Source organism: Lysobacter sp. Soil_N_51 (genome assembly GCF_057655755.1).
The window spans coordinates 88,931-108,505 of record NZ_JBDGLR010000003.1 but is presented as its reverse complement, the minus strand read 5'-3'; the positions used below and the strand labels follow the sequence as shown (position 1 = coordinate 108,505).

Sequence of the window (19,575 nt, the reverse complement as noted above, 5' to 3'; positions counted from 1 at the left end):
GCTATCCGTCCCGCAGGATTTCTCGCCACGCGACACGTTTCGCGCCCAATCCCGTGACCGGTGTCGGCACCCCTTCGATCTTGTCGTCTTGATTGGAGCCCTCGATCAAGTTGCCGTTCTTGCCTGGAATGATGACGACCGGGTTCAACGAGCCGTCGGTACGCTTTCCGGACGGATACCTGGAAGGGTTATCGCCTGTGCCCACCACGGCGTCATTGTTGTCGATTATTCCGTCGCCGTTGATGTCGAAGATGCCGGAGTCGATGCGTCCGCCGGTGAACGGATCGATTTCCATCAACCAACCGTTGCCGCCGACGTTACATGGATCGCTGTTGTTCGGAATCCGACTGATGCCCAGCAGGCGGTTGCCATCGAACAGGTTGGGAACCACCATTCGCTCACCCATCGCGGTTCCCGCGGGCGTGACCAGGTCGAGCTTCCAGCCGAACTTTTCGACCATATCGCCTTCCTTCGAAGCCGATATCACGCGGACTTCGACATTATTGCCATCTTTATCCTTGAGCGGCCCCTCGTACTCGATCGTGCGAGTGGCGAGGTTCGCGGCGGTCACCAAGGCTCCGGTATCCCTGATTCCGTACCAGGTCTGAACCGACTTGTCGCTCAAGTCGGCGCCACCCAGAAACCGCCCGGTGCCGAAGAACACCCAGGTTTCCAAGGAGTCCGGCTTGCGGCCGACCAACGGAGTGGCGGTGATTGCCTGTGCGTTCCCGCCCGAATCCACCGCGCGGAAAAGCACCGTCGCTCTGGCGGTTCCGGTACCGATATTGCTGAACTTCCACAGATTGCCCTTGAAGTCACCGGCGTAGGCACTGTCGATGAAGCCGTCTCCATTGGAATCCCAGGCCCGCACACCCGACAATCCGTTGTCGGAGCCGACTCCGGTATCGATAGCGCCCACCGCGCCGGTACCTACATCCAAGGTCACCAACTGCGCCTTTCCGTCCGTGCTATTAGGACCATTGCCCAGCAGGACCTGCCAGACGCCATTGGCCGTCTGCGCGATCACCGGCTTGCCCAGGTTGTTGCCCAGGCTCGGAACCTGTGCGCCGTACTTTTCCCACAAGAATTTGATGTCGCCCGGATCGGTGATGTCGAGCGCGAAAACCCCCTTCCCGCCGCGCCCCATGGTCCCTACCAGCACGGTCTTCCACGCACCGTCCAGGTAGACGTCGGCCACCGTAAGCTCGCCGTCCACGAAATAGCGATGCGGATAACCGGGCGTCGCATATCCGGTCAGGCCACCTGGGATATTGAGGGCTGCGGCGGGCACGAAGGCATACGCTTCCGCCCCCGTGGCCGCATTGAATCCATGCAGCATGCCGTCATTGCCGCCGACGTAAACGAGTGGTGTCCGCGTTGCCTTGGCTGCGGCAAAGTCGTTATAGGGCTTGCCACCGCCGGTAAACGTCGCATAGCTGTACTGATTCGGCGAGGGCTTGCCGACATAGACCGGCGACGAGTTGACGAAATCCCCGAGTACGCCGCCGCGATTGCGCAAGGGGCCGCCATTGGAGACTTCCTTGGTCCGTACTCCGCGCAGGTAATCCACAACGTCGGCCGCGGTCGCACCCGAGAAGCTGCCGCTCCCGAGGTTGGTCTTGTCGGCAGCCGACAACAGGTCGTACCGGAATTCCCGATAGCCGTCGCTGTTGGCGAATATCTTCCGGGCAGCCGGCGCAGGCACGACCGCTCCTGCCGTCCAGACCGGGATGTTCGCCTTGGTCACCGGATCGATACGATACGACGTCAGATCGCCGTGCCAGTCATTGAAATAGGTCGGCGAATAGATCGTCGCCCCCTGCTCCAAGGTCGCGCCATTGGTGCCCAGGCCCGCGGCCGCGCCACGGCGATCGGCGCCGGCACTTTCAAAGGCCCGGGTCAGACCGGACACCATCTGTTCGGCCTGGTAGGCCACGTAGAAATTGCGCGGACGCTTTTCATTCACCTGGTCGTTGAGCCCGACCTTGTCGCCGTCTGTCCACAGAGCATCCGGAAGTGGATCGACGCGTGTATCCGGATCGAATCCCGCCGGCACATCGAAGCCGCCGTATTTCGTCGCGAGGTAGTACTGATTATCTTCACGCCTCACTACCGTCTTAAATGGAAGAACATCGACCCAATAGGTACTCAAGGTCTGCATTCCGGGCATGTTCGGCTGCATGTCCTTGGTGTGGGAGTAATACGCGAGCCCTGCAATGAAACCCGAATTGACATTGCCGCCGGAATTGAACGTGGCAATAGTCGATTTACTAATACCCTCCAATCGGAACACATTTCCCAGCGCGGTCTCGACATTGACCATCGTATCCGCCGCCACCTTCGGCGGCATGGCCGGAGTCGAATCCTTCTTCGTCGACCCGGGCAGATTTCTGTCGAGATGGGTATAGGTATCGCCGATGCCGACCGCAACGTTGCGCTGGCACTGGTACTGGACCGGATTGACCCAGTCGGTGATCACAGGAAACAGATCAGTCTGTTTGGCCGCCTGCCCGGCCGGAATATTGGTGTACTCGGGAACATTGTCCTGCCCCCTGAAGTACCGCACCGCCGCATAGTAAAGCTCGCTGACGTTATCCATCCCCTTGGCGTCGTTGGCGGTGGTCTGCGCGAACTTGTTTAGATAATTGATCACACCGCTATTGACTACGACGCTGGTGCTGTTGCGAGTATTGGTCGCCGTTGCGTCAACCGGGTCCGGATTATTATAAGTACCAAGCTGTATGCCAGTGACGGGATCCCACTCCTTATTGGGGTTGTCCTTCGGCCCCGCCACGGGATCGTAGCTGTACGGCCCCACGTATTTCTGCCTGGCCCGAAGGACGCCGCCGTCGCGGCCCGGACTGGAGTCGTTCAAATATCCAAATATGCTGAAACGCAATTTATCGTTATATTTCTGAATCAGACCTTCGGGCTTCCACGTGTTCCCATATTGCTTGCAATTCGCCTCGGGCGTTACCGCACCCGAATTGACGCAAACAGCGACCCGCACGCTTACCTCATACACGGTCGTGTCGCTGGCTGAGCCGGACTTACCACTGAGAGCATGCGCAGCTGGGTTATAAGAAACTGCGGCGCCGTCGATGTTGCCGGAGCCATCCCGAGTGAAGCGCATTTTGTTGCCTAGATTACGCACCTTCATGCGCAACGGCCACTGATCGCTGGCAGGAAACACGCTTTGAATCTGGGCAGCCGGAATCCCCACATCCGGAAAAAATTCCTTGCCGTAGTCGTTATTGTCGTGCCTCGCCTTTTCGAGCCAGACTTGGGTGGTAGTGTCGCGAACGCGATAGCCACCCGTCAGCGCCTTACGGAACGGGTCGATGGTCTGGGTGACAGCCCAATTCAAGAAGTTTCCGCTCCACTGCTTAAGCGCTCCGGAGCATTGGTGATTAGCGGTTACCCCAACCGGCTCGAAAAATCGATCTCTCTCGTTGGTAGCAAAATTGTACTTGTAACACTTGGCTGAATCGAAATAACCCACATACGTAGTGCTTGCGTTATAAACGTCTACGTTACCGACCATGGTGAAGTTGGCCTTGGCGTTGACAGTGGGAAACTCGACCGAGGGCACCAATACAAGATTGTTGGGCACGTCGTTACCCAGCGCCAACGGCCTCGACTGGATCGGCACCTCCGACACCGCCGGTGTCGCGCTCAGCGCGGCCAACATGCCGATGAGGACGGCGGCCAGTCGCGGCGCCATATCGCGAACACGCCCGATGCAATGCTTACCGAAAGATCTCATGCTCTTGCTCCCGAGCGGACGCGTGTTGGGTTCAGATATTTCGCCGAGTAGTCGCGGTCTCATGTCAGTAGCTCATCAAAGTGGACTGCAAGACCACGACAGCGCGATCCGAAACCTTGGACGGATCGTGACTGCGCGCGGTTACTCGATAAAACGCGGCCGTGGCCTGCGGCACGCTTCCAGGTTCGTACGGATTGCCGTTTACATCACCCATGTCGTCGGCACTGGTACGCCGCCCCATGAATTCGACGTAGTACTGCGGTGTACCCGCGGCAGGCATTTCGGAAGCACCTGCACTCGCGTTGGCCCAGCACCCCACACCCGAAGCATTCGCACACGCAGTTCCACCACCGACATACGTATCGGCCGGAATCGTGGGGCATGCCGTTGTGGGTACCGAGCAGTCTCTGCCGATCGGGTTGCCGTTTTTTACCGCCGCATCCACCGACTGTTCGGCTTCGCGCAATGCGCGCTCGGCCGACTCGAACGCGATACCGCGGTCGTACATACCCGCGCTCATACGCTCTTCGAGCATGGTGCTGCGCAATATGGCCAGCCCGAGCAGCATCATGACCAGCAGCATGATCATGATGACGGCCAAGGCCGCGCCTTTCTGACTGGAACGTACGGCGAACGAAGTTCGGCGTGACGACATGACGATGCTCCTCACAAGTTTCGATTGCGCATGGCCAGCACCGCGGTGACGCTGCGGCTGATGCTCTCTTGGCCGACACCGCTCTTACGCTCGCTTTCGAGCGTCAACACCACGCGCGCGGCCTTGACCTTCGCCCAGTCGGCTGCTGCGACCGACCCGGCCGGCTGATAGTCGGTTCGACCATTCACCAGATAGGTCAGGACCATTTGATTGACACCCTCGGCCACTTCATCCGGCGTCGATTGAATTCCCTTGGAATCGACTACCGCGCGAAACAGAGACTTGCTCCCGCTGTCGTTGTTGCCAATGAACCAGCGCACCAGGTGAGGCCTGACGACGATCGCGCTGGCGCCATATCGATGCCAGGACGTATCGGGAATCGCGGTATCGTCCTTGCACAGCAGAGCAGTTTCGCGACTGAAGCCGTTGCTGCAGTTACCGCCCGTTCCATGCGCGATCGCATTCGCACCCACACTGGTCGCCTTGAACAGAGAGGCGAGGCGGAAATCGCAGACCATCAGCACGTCATCAGCCTTGACGTCTGAGGGAACGGCGCTGACCGTCAGATCGGAGTCCTTGGCCGTCATTGGCGCGGTGACATACAAGCCGAGATCTTCGGTGGAATGAATTTCCAGGCCATCCGTTCCGGATACCCTGCCGCCAGCGGCGCTGCCAAATCCGAACGCGGGGGTGGCGAATGCGGTTGAACCGTTGACGCCAGTCAGGCTGTTGTTCCAGTTCGTCCAGAATGCGTTGTCCCGCTCCGTTACCACATTGCCGAGACGAATCGTGGATGCGCAGTGGTTCCCCCCGGCTTCACGTACATCCCTGGCCATCAATTCGAAGGCGATGCGACCCGCTTCCTGCACGCGTGACAGATCTTCAGTCGTGCGAAAGGCGGCCCGCCCGGACAGGAAGATCGACAGCGCCCCCATGGTCAACAGCAATCCGAGCACCAGCGCGATCATGAGTTCGATCACACTGAAACCCGATGCACGGCGCACCACGCTCGCGCGATACGAGAGACCGCTCATAGCCGTACCTGCAAGGTGTAAGTCAATTTATCCGCATTCGATTCTCCGCCTGCGGTCCCGCCCCGCGTATCGTCCCAGCGCACGCTGACCGTGCACAGGCCGGCGGTATCGCAACTCACCTGACCGCAGGTCGAATCGCGCGCGCCCAAGCTCGCGGCCAGGCCCTGCATCCATGCCGCCTGATCGGCGACGGCCAGGGTCGCGGTCGAATCGGGTTTGGGTATCACCCCATTCGCGCAGCGCGGCGCGGCCATGTTGTAGGCCCCCTTCTTGGCCTCCGCGGCGTTGGCGCGCATAGAATCGACGATGGCATAGGCTTGCACGACGGCCTGGCTGCGCTGCATGGAACTTTGACTGTTCCTCAACGCAAGGCTTTGCATCGCGGCCACACCCAGAAGGCCGAAACCCAGCACCAGCACAGCGACCAGAATCTCGACCAGACCGACACCGGCCTGCAGGCGTCGCGAAGGTCTGCGCATCGCGGTTTTCGTCGATCCGAGTTTTTTCGATTCTCGTGTACGCATGTCAACTGCACCGTCCATTGCCGTCGAGGGAGTCGGTCGCGACGCGCCCGCCGGAAATCAGCCGCACGCGGCGCAGGTTTTCCGCCGGGTAACTGGTCGCGATGCAAATGTCGAAACTGGTGTTGAGGAAGGCGCCGCGCGGGGTATCGCTGGCGCGGGCGAAACCATCCGGCCGATAGGTGAATTTGCCGTTGCCGACCGCGCTGCGGACTTCGACCGGCGATTTCACCTGGAACGACTGAAGCACCCGGGAATCGTTGGCAGTGCCGTTACCGTCTCCGTCGGGGACGACCACGATCCAGGCAGCCCAAGGTCCGGAGCCGCTGCTGCAGGTGCTTTGATCGGTGCTTCGGCACACTTCGACACTGGCGTTGCGCTTGATCGCCTCCAGGCGCGCGTACTGCAACGAAGCGACCAGTTCGTTGGCGGTTCCACTGAGTCGGTTGCGATTGATCGTGGAAACCAGACTGGGCACGGCCATGGCCAACATGATGGAAGCCACTGTCACCGCGACGATCAACTCCAGCAATGTGAATCCGGCGGAACGCTTCGATTTCATGGCGAGCCCCTGACTAACTTCGTGTGGAAGTTAACGACGACCCACCGACAATCACTATCTTTCGAGGGACGAACGGTTCAAGCATTCGGGCGAACGGCGAGCGATACACAATTGATGTGATAGCAATCAGCAATAAAGATTTGATAGCACCACACGACGCTTTCTCTATCGCTAGCCACCGCCACCACCATCGATCGACATCGACTTATTTCCAAGTGCCAAGTAGCACCACAGGCACATAACAAACACGAAACGGCACTCGATTACTGCGGACTCATGACGCACACAATCGCTTCGTTCGCTGGTTTCGTCCACATGGGCAAACTCCCAATGCCGCATAGGCGTAATCCGATACGCGTTCGGGACGATCTCCGGTTCACGCGCACGATCCGTGCCTGCCATGCTGCAGCTCTCTCACATGCAAAGGAATGCATATGCAGCGGATGCGCGGACTGTCTGTTATCGAAGTAGTGGTAGCGCTTACGATCGCGACGCTTGTGCTGGGATTCGCACTACCGGCGTTGGGGCGGATCATCGACCGCACCCACGTCGCTCAAACTCAAACCCTGCTGGGTGAAAGCTTCCTGACCGCCACGCGCCACGCGGTAGCAAGCGGAAGCGCCACCGTCATCTGCCCTTTGAATGAGGCGGGCGATTGCGAAGAAACGCGGGACTGGAGCCGAGGTTGGTTGGTCTTCGCCGACCTCGACAACGATCGGCGATCCGGCGGCCGCGACATCGTGATCCGGCGCTTCGCACCGGTCGTCGGCGGCTTGCGGCTTTACAGCACTGAAGGCCGCAAGCGCATCGTCTTCCAACCGCAAGGCGACAGCGCCGGAACCAATGTCACTTTCACTCTCTGCTCGCGCCGACACAATGCGATCGGGCTGCTGACGCTTTCGAACTCCGGACGATTTCGTGTCGCCGAAATCTCATCCGATAGCGATCGGCTATGTATCTAGCCGCGCGCAGGCCGATTCCGGCATCGAATGTCCCCGTGCGAATCCGTCGATCCGAGGAAACGAAGGATCAAACAATGAGTGACATCGAAAGCTCCTTGAATTCGGCTGGCACCATCTTTCGGATCGACGCCGACCGTCACCGACGTTTCGTGGCGGCATCAGATTTGTCGTAAGCCCGGTCAGGCGCAAACGCCACGATCCAGTTGGACCCGCCCGACCCTGCTCACCACAATCTTGCGTACGTTTTCGGCGCCGGGCGTGCATGCCGTCGGCTTGAGGGTGAAACTAGGTGACGCGGCCCCCACAAGACGGCCGCGCTCATCGAACGACAGCACCTTGCCGCCGCCGGACATCCCGCTCGCGATGATGTCTATTTGAGCCGTGGCCGACACTTGACGTAATACTTCGGCCGAGGATGGCGCCCCATCGCCGTCGCGATCGCTCCATACGATCCAGCCGTCGTTCCAGTTTTCGCCGCAACTCAGTCCGTCGGCGCTGGCGCAGACATAGCCGCCGTGTGAGTTACGAAACCCCACATTGCGGGCGAGGCTGACCGCGGCGACCAACTCGTTGGCCGAAACCGCAACGCGATTGGAATTCCATGCGTCGCGCATGCCCGGCACCGCCAATGCCGCCAGAACTCCGACAATCGCGACCGCGACCAGCAATTCAATCGCGGTAAAACCGCCGATATGACGTGTATGCATCTCCGCTCCCAGATCCCCTGAGAAATACATCTCCTTGGAACCGGGTAGGAGGACGGCCACGCCGATAAGCGGTAAATCATCCGGAGCGAGCGGAAAACCGGCCTCGTATCGGACATAAAAAAATCACATGAAATCATTCAACATTAGATTTCATGCGCAGTTCGTCGAACGCGCCGTGAGTGGGCCGGCGCATGTGAACTCATCATTCCGAGCGATATCGAGCGATGAATCCGCCCCCGTACCACAAATCGGTATTTGGGCCGCGCCCGAAACGTCGCCGGGGCGATGGCGCTGGATGTCGGGCGAACGCCATACGCCTCCCGAATGCGGTCTGTCGCCGGCAGATACAGGGATCAGTGTCACCTTCTCACCCCCCTCTTTGAAACCGCGCTTACTGGCGTGAACTTTGCTGCAATCGCCTATTCAGGAAGAGGTACTCCTCATCGGCGGAACCATTCATCCCACCACCTGAACCGGGTCCGGGTTAAACTGCTACCCGTACACCCTCCCCCCGAGGGGCGCAGCCAAGAACCGAATGTCCGAGGACGACAGTAGTAGCACCCACCCGCCGGAACACCACGAGAAACGGCGCTCCTGGCTAGACCGCATCAGCTCCGCGCTGTCGGGCGAACCCAGTTCCCGCGAAGATCTGGTCGAGTTGTTGCGCGATGCGCAATCCGACGGGCTGATCGCCGCCGATACCTTGCGCATGATGGAAGGCGCGATCGCGGTGTCCGACCTCACCGTCGGCGATGTGATGATCCCGCGCTCGCAGATGATCGCGCTGCCGGCCGACGCCAAGTTCCTCGACCTGATGAAGATGGTGGTCGAGTCCGGCCATTCGCGCTTCCCGGTGCATGGCGAGGACAAGGACGAGATTCTCGGCATCCTGCTGGCCAAGGACCTGCTACGCGGCGTGGTCGCCGACAACGGTCCGGGCACCATCCACGAACTGCTGCGCCCGGCGGTGCTGATTCCCGAGTCCAAGCGCCTGGACGTGCTGCTGCGCGAGTTCCGCCAGTCGCGCAACCACATGGCGATCGTGATCGACGAGCACGGCGGCGTCGCCGGCCTGCTCACGATCGAGGACGTGCTCGAGCAGATCGTCGGCGAGATCGACGACGAGCACGACGAAGCCGAGAATCCCGATGCCTTGATCGCGGCCCAGGCCGACGGTCAGTACGTGGTCGATGCATTGACCCCGATCGACGATTTCAACGAACGCTTCGGCGCGAATTTCGACGACGACGAGTACGACACGATCGGCGGCCTGGTGACCGCGGCGATCGGGCACCTGCCCGAGGCCGGCGAGGAACTGACCCTGGACCGCTTCGTGTTCCGCGTGGCCAGCGCCGATGCGCGGCGCGTGCATGCGTTTCATGTCGGGGTGTTGGGTAGTTTGTGAGGGCGGATCGCGGTTATCGGGTCCGACGCGTATGAGGCTTGAGGCCAATGCGTTAAATCCGACTCAGATCTGCATCCGGTCTGCCGGGAACGCTTCACGGCTGATCGCATGGCGCGCGCCCTCATCCGGCCCTTCGGGCCACCTTCTCCCGCTTGCGGGAGAAGGGCATGTCGAATGCTCGCATCTTGGGGTTTTGTTCTCGGCGGTCTAGCTCCGTTGCGGTCGTTTTCCGTTGTTGTCGGCGCCGCTGAGCCGGCTCGCTCATAATCACCGCAGGCAGTACAAAACCGTGCGGCCCTGGACGAGTAACCGGAATGCCGCCGACCATGTCGGCGGGCCCTGCCGCCCGTAGGGTGCCCACGTCGCCCAGCAAGTAGAAACGAATCGATGCGATTCGCCGCGCCGGCTCGCTGCATCGGCTCGCTGCAAAAGAGCCGATGACCGCGCCTACCGGACCGCGTCGCCGGCCTTGCTCGACCTAAGCGCCCTGCTGAGCAACTATCCAAGCAAACGGGCGATGTCCAGACCCCATAGCACATCTGCCTGGGGGCAGAAGATCGCGACAAACCACGGCACCCGAAATCCCCACTCCAGCCACGGCACACCCCGGCCGGCTGTTTACAATGGCCGCCACCCGCCCCGCCGGACCCAGCCCCTCGTGACCTTCCTGCCCCGTGTCGTCCGGCTGTTCGCCCTGGCCGTGTTGCTGTCGCTGTCCGCCGCGGTCTTCGCCGCTCCCGCCGATGCGCCGCCGGAAGCGCCGAACCGCGCTGGGGCGCAGTCGGCCGAGTCACCGTCGGCCGATTCAACGCCCACTGCGGCCGCGAACACCGCCCCCGCCCCGACCGGCCCGCAGCCGCCACGCGTCGGCATGGTCACCATGCAGCCGGGTCAGGAATTCTGGTCGCGTTTCGGCCACGACGCGCTGGTCGTGCTCGATCCGAACACCGACAAGGCCATCTCCTACAACTTCGGCTACTTCGACCCGAGCGAGCCCGACTTCGTGCCGCGCTTCATCCGCAACGACATGCGCTATCGCCTGCTCGCGCTGCCGTTCGAGGCCGATATCGGCCAGTACGGCCTGGAAGGCCGCGGCGTGTCGGTGCAGTGGCTCGACCTCACCCCGGCGCAGGCGCGCGAAATCTCCGAAGCGCTGCGGGTCAACGCGCTGCCGGAGAATTCCTACTACCGCTATCAGTACTTCGACGACAACTGCGCCACCCGCGTGCGCGACGCGATCGACCGCGCGCTCGGCGGCGGGCTGCGGCGCCAGATCGAAGGCCGCTCGCACGGCAACACCCTGCGCAGCGAGGCGCTGCGCCTGTCCAAGCCCGAGCCGTGGATGTGGCTGGTGCTGGACGTGATGATGGGTCCGGAAGCGGACAAGCCGGTGCCGGTGTGGGCCGAGTCCTACGTGCCCGGCCGCCTCGCCGCGGCCCTGCGCGAGGTCAAGAACAACGAAGGCCGGCCGCTGGTCAGCGAGGAACGTCAGTTGCTGCCGCACCAGATTTCGCCCGACCCCGAGGCCACCCCGCTGCCGTGGTGGCCGTGGGCGCTGACCGGCTTGGTGCTGGGTGCGGCGCTGGCCTGGATCGGCGACCGCAGCCCGCGCGTGCTCGCGGTCGTCGCGCTGCCGCTGTGGGGCGTGCTCGGCCTGATCGGCGCGGTCCTGGTCTATGCCTGGGTCGACACCAACCACAACTACATCTGGGCCAACCGTAACCTGCTGCTGTTCAACCCGCTGTGCCTGCTGCTGTGGTTCGGCGGTTTGCGCGCGCTGCGCGGGCGCGAAACCGGCCCGGTGTTCGTGTGGCTGACCGCACTGGTCGCGCTGAGCTCGCTGGCGGCGTTGTTCATGTACTGGCTGCCGGTGTATCCGCAGCGCAACGCGCACTGGATCGCCCTGTGGCTGCCGATCCACGCCGGCCTGTGGCTGGGCTTCCGCAAGGCCGCCCGATTGCGACTGGCGTGACGGCTTGCCGCTGCCGCCGCGCGCGGGCACGATTCGCGGATGAAAGATCCCGCCCTGCCCCAATGCGTCATCAACTGCGCGGCCTATAGCCGCGACGGGACCCGCCGCGACATCAGTCTGGATGCGATCAGCGACGTGCTCGCGGTCGACGACGGCAGCTTCGTCTGGGTCGGCCTGTACGAGCCCGACGAAGGCATCCTGGAGAAGCTGCAGGAGGAGTTCTGCCTGCACGACCTCGCGGTCGAGGACGCGCACAACGCGCACCAGCGGCCGAAGATCGAGGCCTACGGCAACTCGCTGTTCGTCGCCATCCACACCGCGCAGAAGATCGACAACCGCATCCGCTTCGGCGAGACGCACATGTTCGTCGGCCCGCGCTATCTGGTCACCGTGCGCCACGGCGCCTCGATCAGCTACAAGGCCGCGCGCGCGCGCATGGAGCGCGAGCCGGACTTGCTCGAACACGGGCCGGGCGCGGCGCTGTACGCGGTGTTCGACAGCGTGGTCGACAATTTCATGCCTATCGTCGAGGGCTTCACCCAGGAACTCAACGAACTGGAAAAGGACATCTTCGCCGAGGATTTCAGCAAGGAGACCGTGCAGGAACTGTACGACCTCAAGCGCGAACTGACCCGGCTGCGGATGGCGGTGGCGCCGCTGCAGGACATCCTCGGCCAGCTCGCGCGTTCGCGCGGCGGGCTGATCGACGAAGAGATCCAGTTGTATTTCCGCGACGTGCTCGATCACGCCGTGCGCATCAACGAAACCACCGACACCTTGCGCGAGATGCTGACCGCCGCGGTCAGCGTGAACCTGTCGCTGGTCACGGTACGCCAGGGCGAGACGGTCAAGCGCCTGGGCGCCTGGGCCGCGCTGTTGGCCGCGCCGACCTTGATCACCAGCTGGTACGGCATGAACTTCAAGTACATGCCCGAGCTTGAGGGCCAGTGGAGTTACGGCATTCTGGTCGGGGTGATCGCGCTGACTTGCGTGGTGTTGTATGTGGGGTTCAAGCGGGCTAAGTGGCTTTGAGCCGGGATTTGGGATTTGGGATTGGAAAGCCGGGAATCGGGAATCGGATCGAGCTTGAGGTTGTTGTCGCTTTCTGACATCCCCCGCTTGAAGCCGATCGCTCAGTAGATCCCCGCGCGTTAATTAGCCCACTTTGCAAAAGGGGGCTGGCGCCTGCGTCGCTGCGATCGCCGAAAGAAATCCAATGCGCCGGGGGATTCGCTTTTCGATCGGGCGACGCAGTTGTAGAGCTAAAAGCGAATCCCCCCTGCCCCCCTTTTCCAAAGGGGGGAACAGCAACGGCAAACACCCAGCCAATCGCGGCGATCGAGCCACCTAAGACCAAAGTATCAGCCCAATTAGTGCCGCTTTGCCGCACTGCGCATTGACCCGCCCGGACGCAGGGGCGACGCTTCGGTAGTTGAAAAACCGGGAGGGTCGTCATGAAAGGTGGCATCGGCAAGGTGGGCTGGGCGGCCCTGGCAGTTCTCGGGGCGTTCTGCCTCGGCACGATCGCGCTGCGGCGCGGCGAACAGATCAACGCGCTGTGGATCGTGGTCGCGGCGGTGTCGATCTATCTGGTCGCGTATCGCTACTACTCCCTGTTCATCGCCAACAAGGTGATGCAGATCGATACGACCCGGGCCACGCCCGCGGTCCTCAACAACGACGGCCTGGACTACGTTCCGACCAACAAGCACGTGCTGTTCGGCCATCACTTCGCCGCGATCGCCGGCGCCGGGCCGCTGGTCGGGCCGGTGCTCGCCGCGCAGATGGGCTATCTGCCCGGGCTGTTGTGGCTGATCGTCGGCGTGGTCCTGGCCGGCGCGGTGCAGGACTTCATGGTCCTGTTCGTCTCCAGCCGCCGCAACGGCCGTTCGCTCGGCGATCTGGTGCGCGAGGAAATGGGCCGCGTGCCCGGGACCATCGCGCTGTTCGGCGCGTTCCTGATCATGATCATCATCCTCGCGGTGCTGGCGATGATCGTGGTCAAGGCGCTCGCGGAAAGTCCCTGGGGCATGTTCACGGTGATCGCGACCCTGCCGATCGCGGTGCTGATGGGCGTGTACATGCGCTACATCCGCCCGGGCAAGATCGGCGAGATCTCGATCGTCGGGCTGATCCTGCTGCTCGCGGCGATCTGGTACGGCGGGGTGATCGCGGCCGATCCGGTGTGGGGCCCGCGCTTCACCTTCACCGGCACCCAGATCACCTGGATGCTGATCGGCTACGGCTTCGTCGCCGCGGTGTTGCCGGTGTGGCTGCTGCTGGCGCCGCGCGATTACCTGTCCACGTTCTTGAAGATCGGCACCATCATCGCGCTGGCGATCGGCATCGTGATCGTGATGCCCGACCTGCGCATGCCGGCGCTGACCCAGTTCACCGACGGCACCGGCCCGGTGTGGAAAGGCGGGTTGTTCCCGTTCCTGTTCATCACCATCGCCTGCGGCGCGGTCTCGGGTTTCCATGCGCTGATCTCCTCGGGCACCACGCCCAAGCTGCTCGCCAACGAAGGCCATATGCGCTACATCGGCTACGGCGGCATGCTGATGGAATCGTTCGTCGCGATCATGGCGCTGGTCGCCGCTTCGGTGATCGATCCGGGCGTGTACTTCGCCATGAACAGCCCAGCCGCGCTGGTCGGCACCGATGTACACGCGGTGGCGCAGACCATCACCAGTTGGGGCTTCACCGTGACGCCCGAAGTGCTGGAAGCGACCGCCAAGGACATCGGCGAACACACCATCCTCGCCCGCGCCGGTGGCGCGCCCACGCTCGCGGTCGGCATCGCCCAGATCCTGCACAACGTGTTGCCGGGCGAGAACACGATGGCGTTCTGGTACCACTTCGCGATTCTGTTCGAGGCCTTGTTCATCCTGACCGCGGTCGATGCCGGCACCCGCGCCGGCCGCTTCATGCTGCAGGACCTGCTCGGCAGTTTCGTGCCGGCGCTGCGCCGCACCGAGGCCTGGGGCCCGAACCTGCTCGCCACCGGCGGCTGCGTCGCGCTGTGGGGCTACTTCCTGTATCAGGGCGTGGTCGATCCGCTCGGCGGCATCAACACCTTGTGGCCGTTGTTCGGCATCGCCAACCAGATGCTCGCCGGCATCGCGTTGATGCTGTGCACGGTGGTGCTGTTCAAGATGAAACGCGACCGCTACGCCTGGGTCACCATGCTGCCGACCGCATGGCTGCTGATCTGCACCACCGCCGCGGGTCTGATCAAGATCTTCGACGGCAATCCGGCGGTCGGCTTCCTCGCCCAGGCGCACAAGTACCAGGACGCGATCGCCAAGGGCACCGTGGTCGCGCCGGCCAAGAGCATCGAGCAGATGCAGCAGATCATGGTCAACAGCTACGTCAACACCGGGCTGACCATGCTGTTCCTGTTCGTGGTGTTCTCGGTGCTGGTGTACGCGATCGGCGCGATCCTCAAGGCGCGCGCCAATCCGGAGCGCAGCGATCGCGAATCGCCGTACGTGGCGTTGACGCCCGCGCAGATGGCGGACCGCTGACATGGGCACCGCACTCGTACCCGCCAGCCAATACCAGTTGTACAAGCGCACCTGGCGCCGCCTGGTGCAGACCGCGCGGCTGTGCTGCGGGGTGCCGGACTACGACAACTATGTCCGGCACCTGATGGAGAAACACCCCGAGCGGCCGATCCCGGATTACGCGACGTTCTTCCGCCAGCGCCAGGAGGCGCGTTATGGCGGCGGGCGGATCGGGTGTTGTTGAACCTGTCGGGTTGGATAGAGGGCCGCCGAAAGGCGGCCTTCTTGTTTGTGCGGGGGTGTGAGGGACAAGCGTGGGTTGCGTGTGTGGTGTCGTGTGGTCGCGTTGCAGACTGTAGGAGCGGCGCAAGCCGCGACCGCGAAACCACGGCTGCGTCGTAAGCGAGATGTCGCGGTCGCAGCTAGCGCAGCTCCTACAGTCGGACTTCGTTGCGAGGATGCGGCGGCGTGCGAACGCAGAGCGATATGGCCAGGCACGCGGGATGGTTCCTCCGACTTGGCTCTACCACCGCGAACGCGGGAATGACGGCGGATGAGGATGGGTAGGAGCGGCGTGAGCCGCGACCGCGAAACCTCACATGCGTCGTATGTGCGATGTCGCGGTCGCGGCTCGCGCCGCTCCTACAGTCGGACTTCAGGCCGGCGATGCGCCTGCGAGCGAGCGCAAGGTTATCCCGACGATGTACGCCAATCCGGTTCCGGTCGCGTAACCCAAGGTGCCCAGCAAGGCCCCGACCGGCGCCAGCGAGGGATGAAACGCCGACGCCACCACCGGCGCCGAGGCCGGGCCGCCGATATTGCTCTGCGAGCCGATCGCGAAATAGAAGAACGGCACCCGCAGCAGCCGGCCGACGCCCCACAGGATCGCGATGTGCACGATGATCCAGATCAGGCCCAGCGCGAACAGCCACGGCTTGTCGAGCAGCGCCAGAATATCCATCTGCAAACCGATGCAGGCTATGAGGAAGTACAGCAGCAGGCTGCCGATCTTCGACGCGCCCGCGCCTTCGAGTTCGCGCGCGCGGGTGAAGCTCAGCGCCAGGCCGGCGAAGGTCGATATCGCGACCACCCAGAAGAACGGTTCGTGCAGGCTCACCGTGCGCGCCCACGACACGTTCGCGGCGAACCAGGCCGACAACGGGCCGGCTATCGCGTGCGCCAATCCGACCACGCCGAAGGCGATGCCGACGATCATCGCCAGATCGGTCAGGCTGGCGATGCGCTGGTGCTGAGCCTGGAAACTTTCGATGCGTTGCTTGAGTTCCTCGATCCCCGAGGTATCGGCGCCGCTGCGCTCATCGATCTGCTTCGCGCGACTGGCCAGGAAAATCAACACCGCCATCCACACATAGCCCACGCCGACATCGACCACCGCGAACTGGCCGAACGTGGTCGCGTCGACCTGGAAGATCTCCTTCATCGCGAGCATGTTGGCGCCGCCGCCGATCCAGCTGCCGGCCAGGGCCGCCATGCCGCCCCAGGTGTCGCCGGACACGGTTTCGGGATGGAACGCGCGCATCGCGACGAAGGCGACGATCGCGCCGAGCATCACGCTGAGCGAGGACACCGCGTACATCAGCAACAGCTTGGGGCCGAGCTTGAGCACGCCTTTGAGGTCGATGGTCAGGGTCAGCAGCACCAGCGCCGCCGGCAGCAGCACGCGGCTGGCGACCGGGTTGTAGAGCTTGGTGTTCTCGCCGTCGACCAGGCCGACGGTGTTGTAGATGCCCGGGATGAAATAGCACAGCAGCAGCGCCGGCACGAAGGTGTAGAACTTTTTCCAAAAGCCGGTCTGCTTCGACGAGGTCCAGAACACCAGCCCCAGGGTGGCGGCGATGAGGCCGAGGACAACGATGTCGTTGCTGATGAGCGCCGTGTGGGCGGTATCGGGCATGCCGGGTGTCTCGTACGTTGGTGTCACCGCTTTTACTTCGAATCGCCCGCGCGGGGCAAGAGCCGGTGGTGCGGCGCGGCGAGTTCAGGTGACCAAACCACCTTCGTGTCGTTGCCACATCCGCCCCTGCAGGAGCGGCGTGAGCCGCGACCGCGACACCGAGGTTACGGCGCAAGCAAGTTTCGCGCGAAGCCACAGCCAGCGCCCACGCAGCTGTCGCCCACCCGTCGTTGCCTCACGTAAGCCCCTGCAGGAGCGGCGCGAGCCGCGACCGCGAAACCTCGCATGCGCCGTAGGTGCGATGGCGCGGTCGCGGCTTACGCCGCTCCTACAGTCGGAAACGAAGCAACGCTTTGCTTCGAAACAACGAAGGCCGCCCGGAGGCGGCCTTCGCAAACGTTGTTGCCGGATCGCGGGCGCTTACTGCCCGATATGCTGCTTCAACCACCCATTGACCGTGTCGTGCCACAGCACGCTGTTCTGCGGCTTGAGCACCCAATGGTTCTCGTCCGGGAAGTACAGGAACTTGGACTCGATGCCCTGGCGCTGCAACGCGGTGAACACGCCCAGGCCCTGCTCGACCGGGATGCGGTAATCGAGCTGGCCGTGGATCACCAGCATCGGCACCTTCCAATCCTTGACGTGATTGACCGGGTTGAACTTCTCGTAGTTCTTCGGCACGTCGAACGGGGTGCCGCCCTGCTCCCACTCGGTGAACCACAGCTCTTCGGTCGCGTAACCCATCATGCGCTGGTCGAACACGCCGTCGTGGCTGACCAGACACTTCCACGGCTGCTGCCAGTTGCCGGCGATCCAGTTGACCATGAAGCCGCCGTACGACGCGCCCAGCGCGCAGGCCTTGTCGCCGTTGAGGAAGGAATACTTCTTCTGCGCCGCGGCCCAGCCCTTCTGCAGATCCTCCAGCGGTCGGTCGCCCCAATGCTGGCTGATCGCATCGGTGAAGGCCTGGCCGTAACCGGTGGAGCCGTGGAAGTCGATCATCACCACCGCATAGCCCTGGCCGGCATAGGTCTGCGGGTTCCAGCGATAGCTCCAGCCGTCGCCGAAGCTGCCCTGCGGGCCGCCGTGGATCAGGAACGCGACCGGGTACTTCTGGCCTTCCTGGTAATTCCACGGCTTGACCACGTAACCGTACACGCTGTCGCCGTTCCAGCCCTTGAACTCGAACTGTTCGGCCTCGCCGAACTTCACGCCCGGCAGCAGTTCGCTCGCGCTCGGGGTGATCGCGCGCTGCGGCGCGCCGTCGAGGCCGCCGACGAAGATCTGGTCGCCGCTCTTGAGGCTGTTGCGGGTGAAGGCGAAGGTCTTGCCGGCCAACACCGGCGAACCGACGGTGCCGTCGGCGATCAGTTCGCTCGCCTTGCCGCTGGCGATGTCGACGCCGAACAACGGCTGCCGGCCCAGGTCATCGGCGGTGGTGTAGATGGTCTTGCCGTCGTCCGACAACACGATGCCGGTGGCCGAGCGATCCCACTGCGGCGCGATCTCGCGCGCCTTGCCGCTGGCCAGGTCGAGTTCGAACAGACCGAAACGGTCGGCTTCGAAACCCGGGCGCTTCATCGCGCGGTAGTACAGGGTCTTGCCGTCCTTGCCGAACACCGCGCCGGTGTCCCAGGCCGGGTTCGACGCGGTCAGGTTCTTCGCCGCGCCGCCGTCGGCGCCGACCAGGTAGAGGTCGAAATTGGTCGACCACGGTTCCTTCGCATCGGCCTTGCGCGCGCTGAACACCAGCGACTGGCTGTCGGGCGACCAGGTGTATTCGCTGCTGTCGCCGAACGGACGCGAGGGCACGTCGCCGATCACTTCGCCGCTGACGAGCTTGGCGCTGTTGACGGTCTTGCCCGCGGCGGGCAGATCGGTCACGAACAAACGGTTCAAGCGGCCATCGTTCCACGTATCCCAATGACGCACGAACATGCGGTCGAACACCTTGCCGCTGGCCTTGCTCTTCTCGGCCGCGTCGAGCTTCTTCTTGCTGCAGGCCAGATCGGCCGCGCAATCGGCATAGGCTTCGGCGTTGAACGCGATGCGCTTGCCGTCGGGCGACAACTGGAAACCGCCGACGTCGCCGTCGAACGCGGTGACCTGCTTCGGCGTGCCGCCGCTCAGCGGCAACGAATACAGCTGCGAGCTGCCGCCCTTGCTGCTGAGGAAGTACACGGTCTTGCCGTCGGCGGAAAACGCCGGCGAATTGACGTTCCAGCCGTCCGGAGTCAGACGCTTGGGCGGCGCGGCATCGCGCGCGAACAGGTCTTCGATCCACAGCGAGGTCGAGGACTTGTTGGCGCCGAAATCGACCACGCGCTTGGCGAACACCAGTTGCCGGCCGTCGGGCGACAGGGTCGGCGAGGAGAACCGGTCCATCGCGGCCAGGTCGCGCACTTCCAGGCCGCGCGCGAGCGGCGGCGTGAGGGACAAAACCGGCGCGGATGCGCAGGCCAGCAACAGGGCCATCGGCAGGAGGGCGTGGCGTGGCGTCATGGCGGAACCTCTAGCGTTATCGAAGGCGTGCGCGAGCACGCGACAGAAACAGGAACGGCCCGGCATCG

14 protein-coding genes are annotated in these 19,575 nt (G+C 63.1%); 6 read left to right on the top strand and 8 right to left on the bottom strand.

Translation table 11 applies throughout. The features are described from left to right. Position 1: 1 nt before the first annotated feature. From AC3A4T_RS05890 to AC3A4T_RS05870, 5 genes are all read right to left on the bottom strand, one after another. Positions 2–3,766 (bottom strand): pilus assembly protein, encoded by a 3,765-nt coding sequence (locus AC3A4T_RS05890; protein ID WP_487674547.1) that lies wholly within the window; start codon positions 3,764–3,766, stop codon positions 2–4. Between the two features lie 64 nt (positions 3,767–3,830). Next, positions 3,831–4,421, bottom strand: a complete 591-nt coding sequence (locus AC3A4T_RS05885) for a pilus assembly PilX family protein (protein WP_487674546.1) — start codon at positions 4,419–4,421, stop codon at positions 3,831–3,833. An 11-nt stretch (positions 4,422–4,432) separates the two neighbouring features. Beyond that, complete coding sequence (locus AC3A4T_RS05880) at positions 4,433–5,455, bottom strand: PilW family protein (RefSeq protein WP_487674545.1); 1,023 nt, start codon at positions 5,453–5,455, stop codon at positions 4,433–4,435. Then, positions 5,452–5,979, bottom strand: coding sequence for a type IV pilus modification protein PilV (gene pilV / locus AC3A4T_RS05875; protein WP_487674544.1), 528 nt, complete (start codon positions 5,977–5,979; stop codon positions 5,452–5,454). Before pilV ends, AC3A4T_RS05880 begins: the two co-directional genes overlap by 4 nt. A gap of 1 nt (position 5,980) precedes the next feature. Further along, positions 5,981–6,538, bottom strand: coding sequence for a GspH/FimT family pseudopilin (locus AC3A4T_RS05870; protein ID WP_487674543.1), 558 nt, complete (start codon positions 6,536–6,538; stop codon positions 5,981–5,983). Positions 6,539–6,972: 434 nt separating this feature from the next. Here AC3A4T_RS05870 and AC3A4T_RS05865 point away from each other — a divergent pair, with 434 nt between their 5' ends. Then, on the top strand, positions 6,973–7,500 hold the full coding sequence (locus tag AC3A4T_RS05865; protein WP_487674542.1) for a GspH/FimT family pseudopilin: 528 nt from the start codon (positions 6,973–6,975) through the stop codon (positions 7,498–7,500). 179 nt (positions 7,501–7,679) lie between these two features. Here the strand turns inward: AC3A4T_RS05865 and AC3A4T_RS05860 are convergent, their stop codons facing one another. Further along, positions 7,680–8,207 (bottom strand): GspH/FimT family pseudopilin, encoded by a 528-nt coding sequence (locus tag AC3A4T_RS05860; protein WP_487674541.1) that lies wholly within the window; start codon positions 8,205–8,207, stop codon positions 7,680–7,682. 535 nt (positions 8,208–8,742) lie between these two features. On the opposite strand from AC3A4T_RS05860, the gene AC3A4T_RS05855 reads away from it, so the two are divergent. From AC3A4T_RS05855 to AC3A4T_RS05835, 5 genes are all read left to right on the top strand, one after another. Beyond that, the gene (locus tag AC3A4T_RS05855; protein ID WP_056116812.1) at positions 8,743–9,612 is read left to right on the top strand and encodes a CorC family transporter; all 870 of its coding nucleotides are present in this window, start codon (positions 8,743–8,745) and stop codon (positions 9,610–9,612) included. Positions 9,613–10,270: 658 nt separating this feature from the next. Then, positions 10,271–11,584, top strand: coding sequence for a lipoprotein N-acyltransferase Lnb domain-containing protein (locus AC3A4T_RS05850; RefSeq protein WP_487674540.1), 1,314 nt, complete (start codon positions 10,271–10,273; stop codon positions 11,582–11,584). A gap of 39 nt (positions 11,585–11,623) precedes the next feature. Beyond that, on the top strand, positions 11,624–12,616 hold the full coding sequence (gene corA / locus AC3A4T_RS05845; protein ID WP_487674539.1) for a magnesium/cobalt transporter CorA: 993 nt from the start codon (positions 11,624–11,626) through the stop codon (positions 12,614–12,616). A gap of 422 nt (positions 12,617–13,038) precedes the next feature. After that, the gene (locus AC3A4T_RS05840) at positions 13,039–15,111 is read left to right on the top strand and encodes a carbon starvation CstA family protein (RefSeq protein ID WP_487674538.1); all 2,073 of its coding nucleotides are present in this window, start codon (positions 13,039–13,041) and stop codon (positions 15,109–15,111) included. Between the two features lies 1 nt (position 15,112). Next, entirely contained in the window at positions 15,113–15,334 is a 222-nt protein-coding gene (locus tag AC3A4T_RS05835; protein ID WP_056116819.1) for a YbdD/YjiX family protein, read from the top strand. Positions 15,335–15,745: 411 nt separating this feature from the next. On the opposite strand, the gene AC3A4T_RS05830 is transcribed toward AC3A4T_RS05835, so the two are convergent. Continuing rightward, the gene (locus AC3A4T_RS05830; RefSeq protein ID WP_487674537.1) at positions 15,746–17,005 is read right to left on the bottom strand and encodes a DUF819 family protein; all 1,260 of its coding nucleotides are present in this window, start codon (positions 17,003–17,005) and stop codon (positions 15,746–15,748) included. A 420-nt stretch (positions 17,006–17,425) separates the two neighbouring features. Beyond that, complete coding sequence (locus AC3A4T_RS05825; protein ID WP_487674536.1) at positions 17,426–19,507, bottom strand: S9 family peptidase; 2,082 nt, start codon at positions 19,505–19,507, stop codon at positions 17,426–17,428. Positions 19,508–19,575 lie beyond the last annotated feature (68 nt).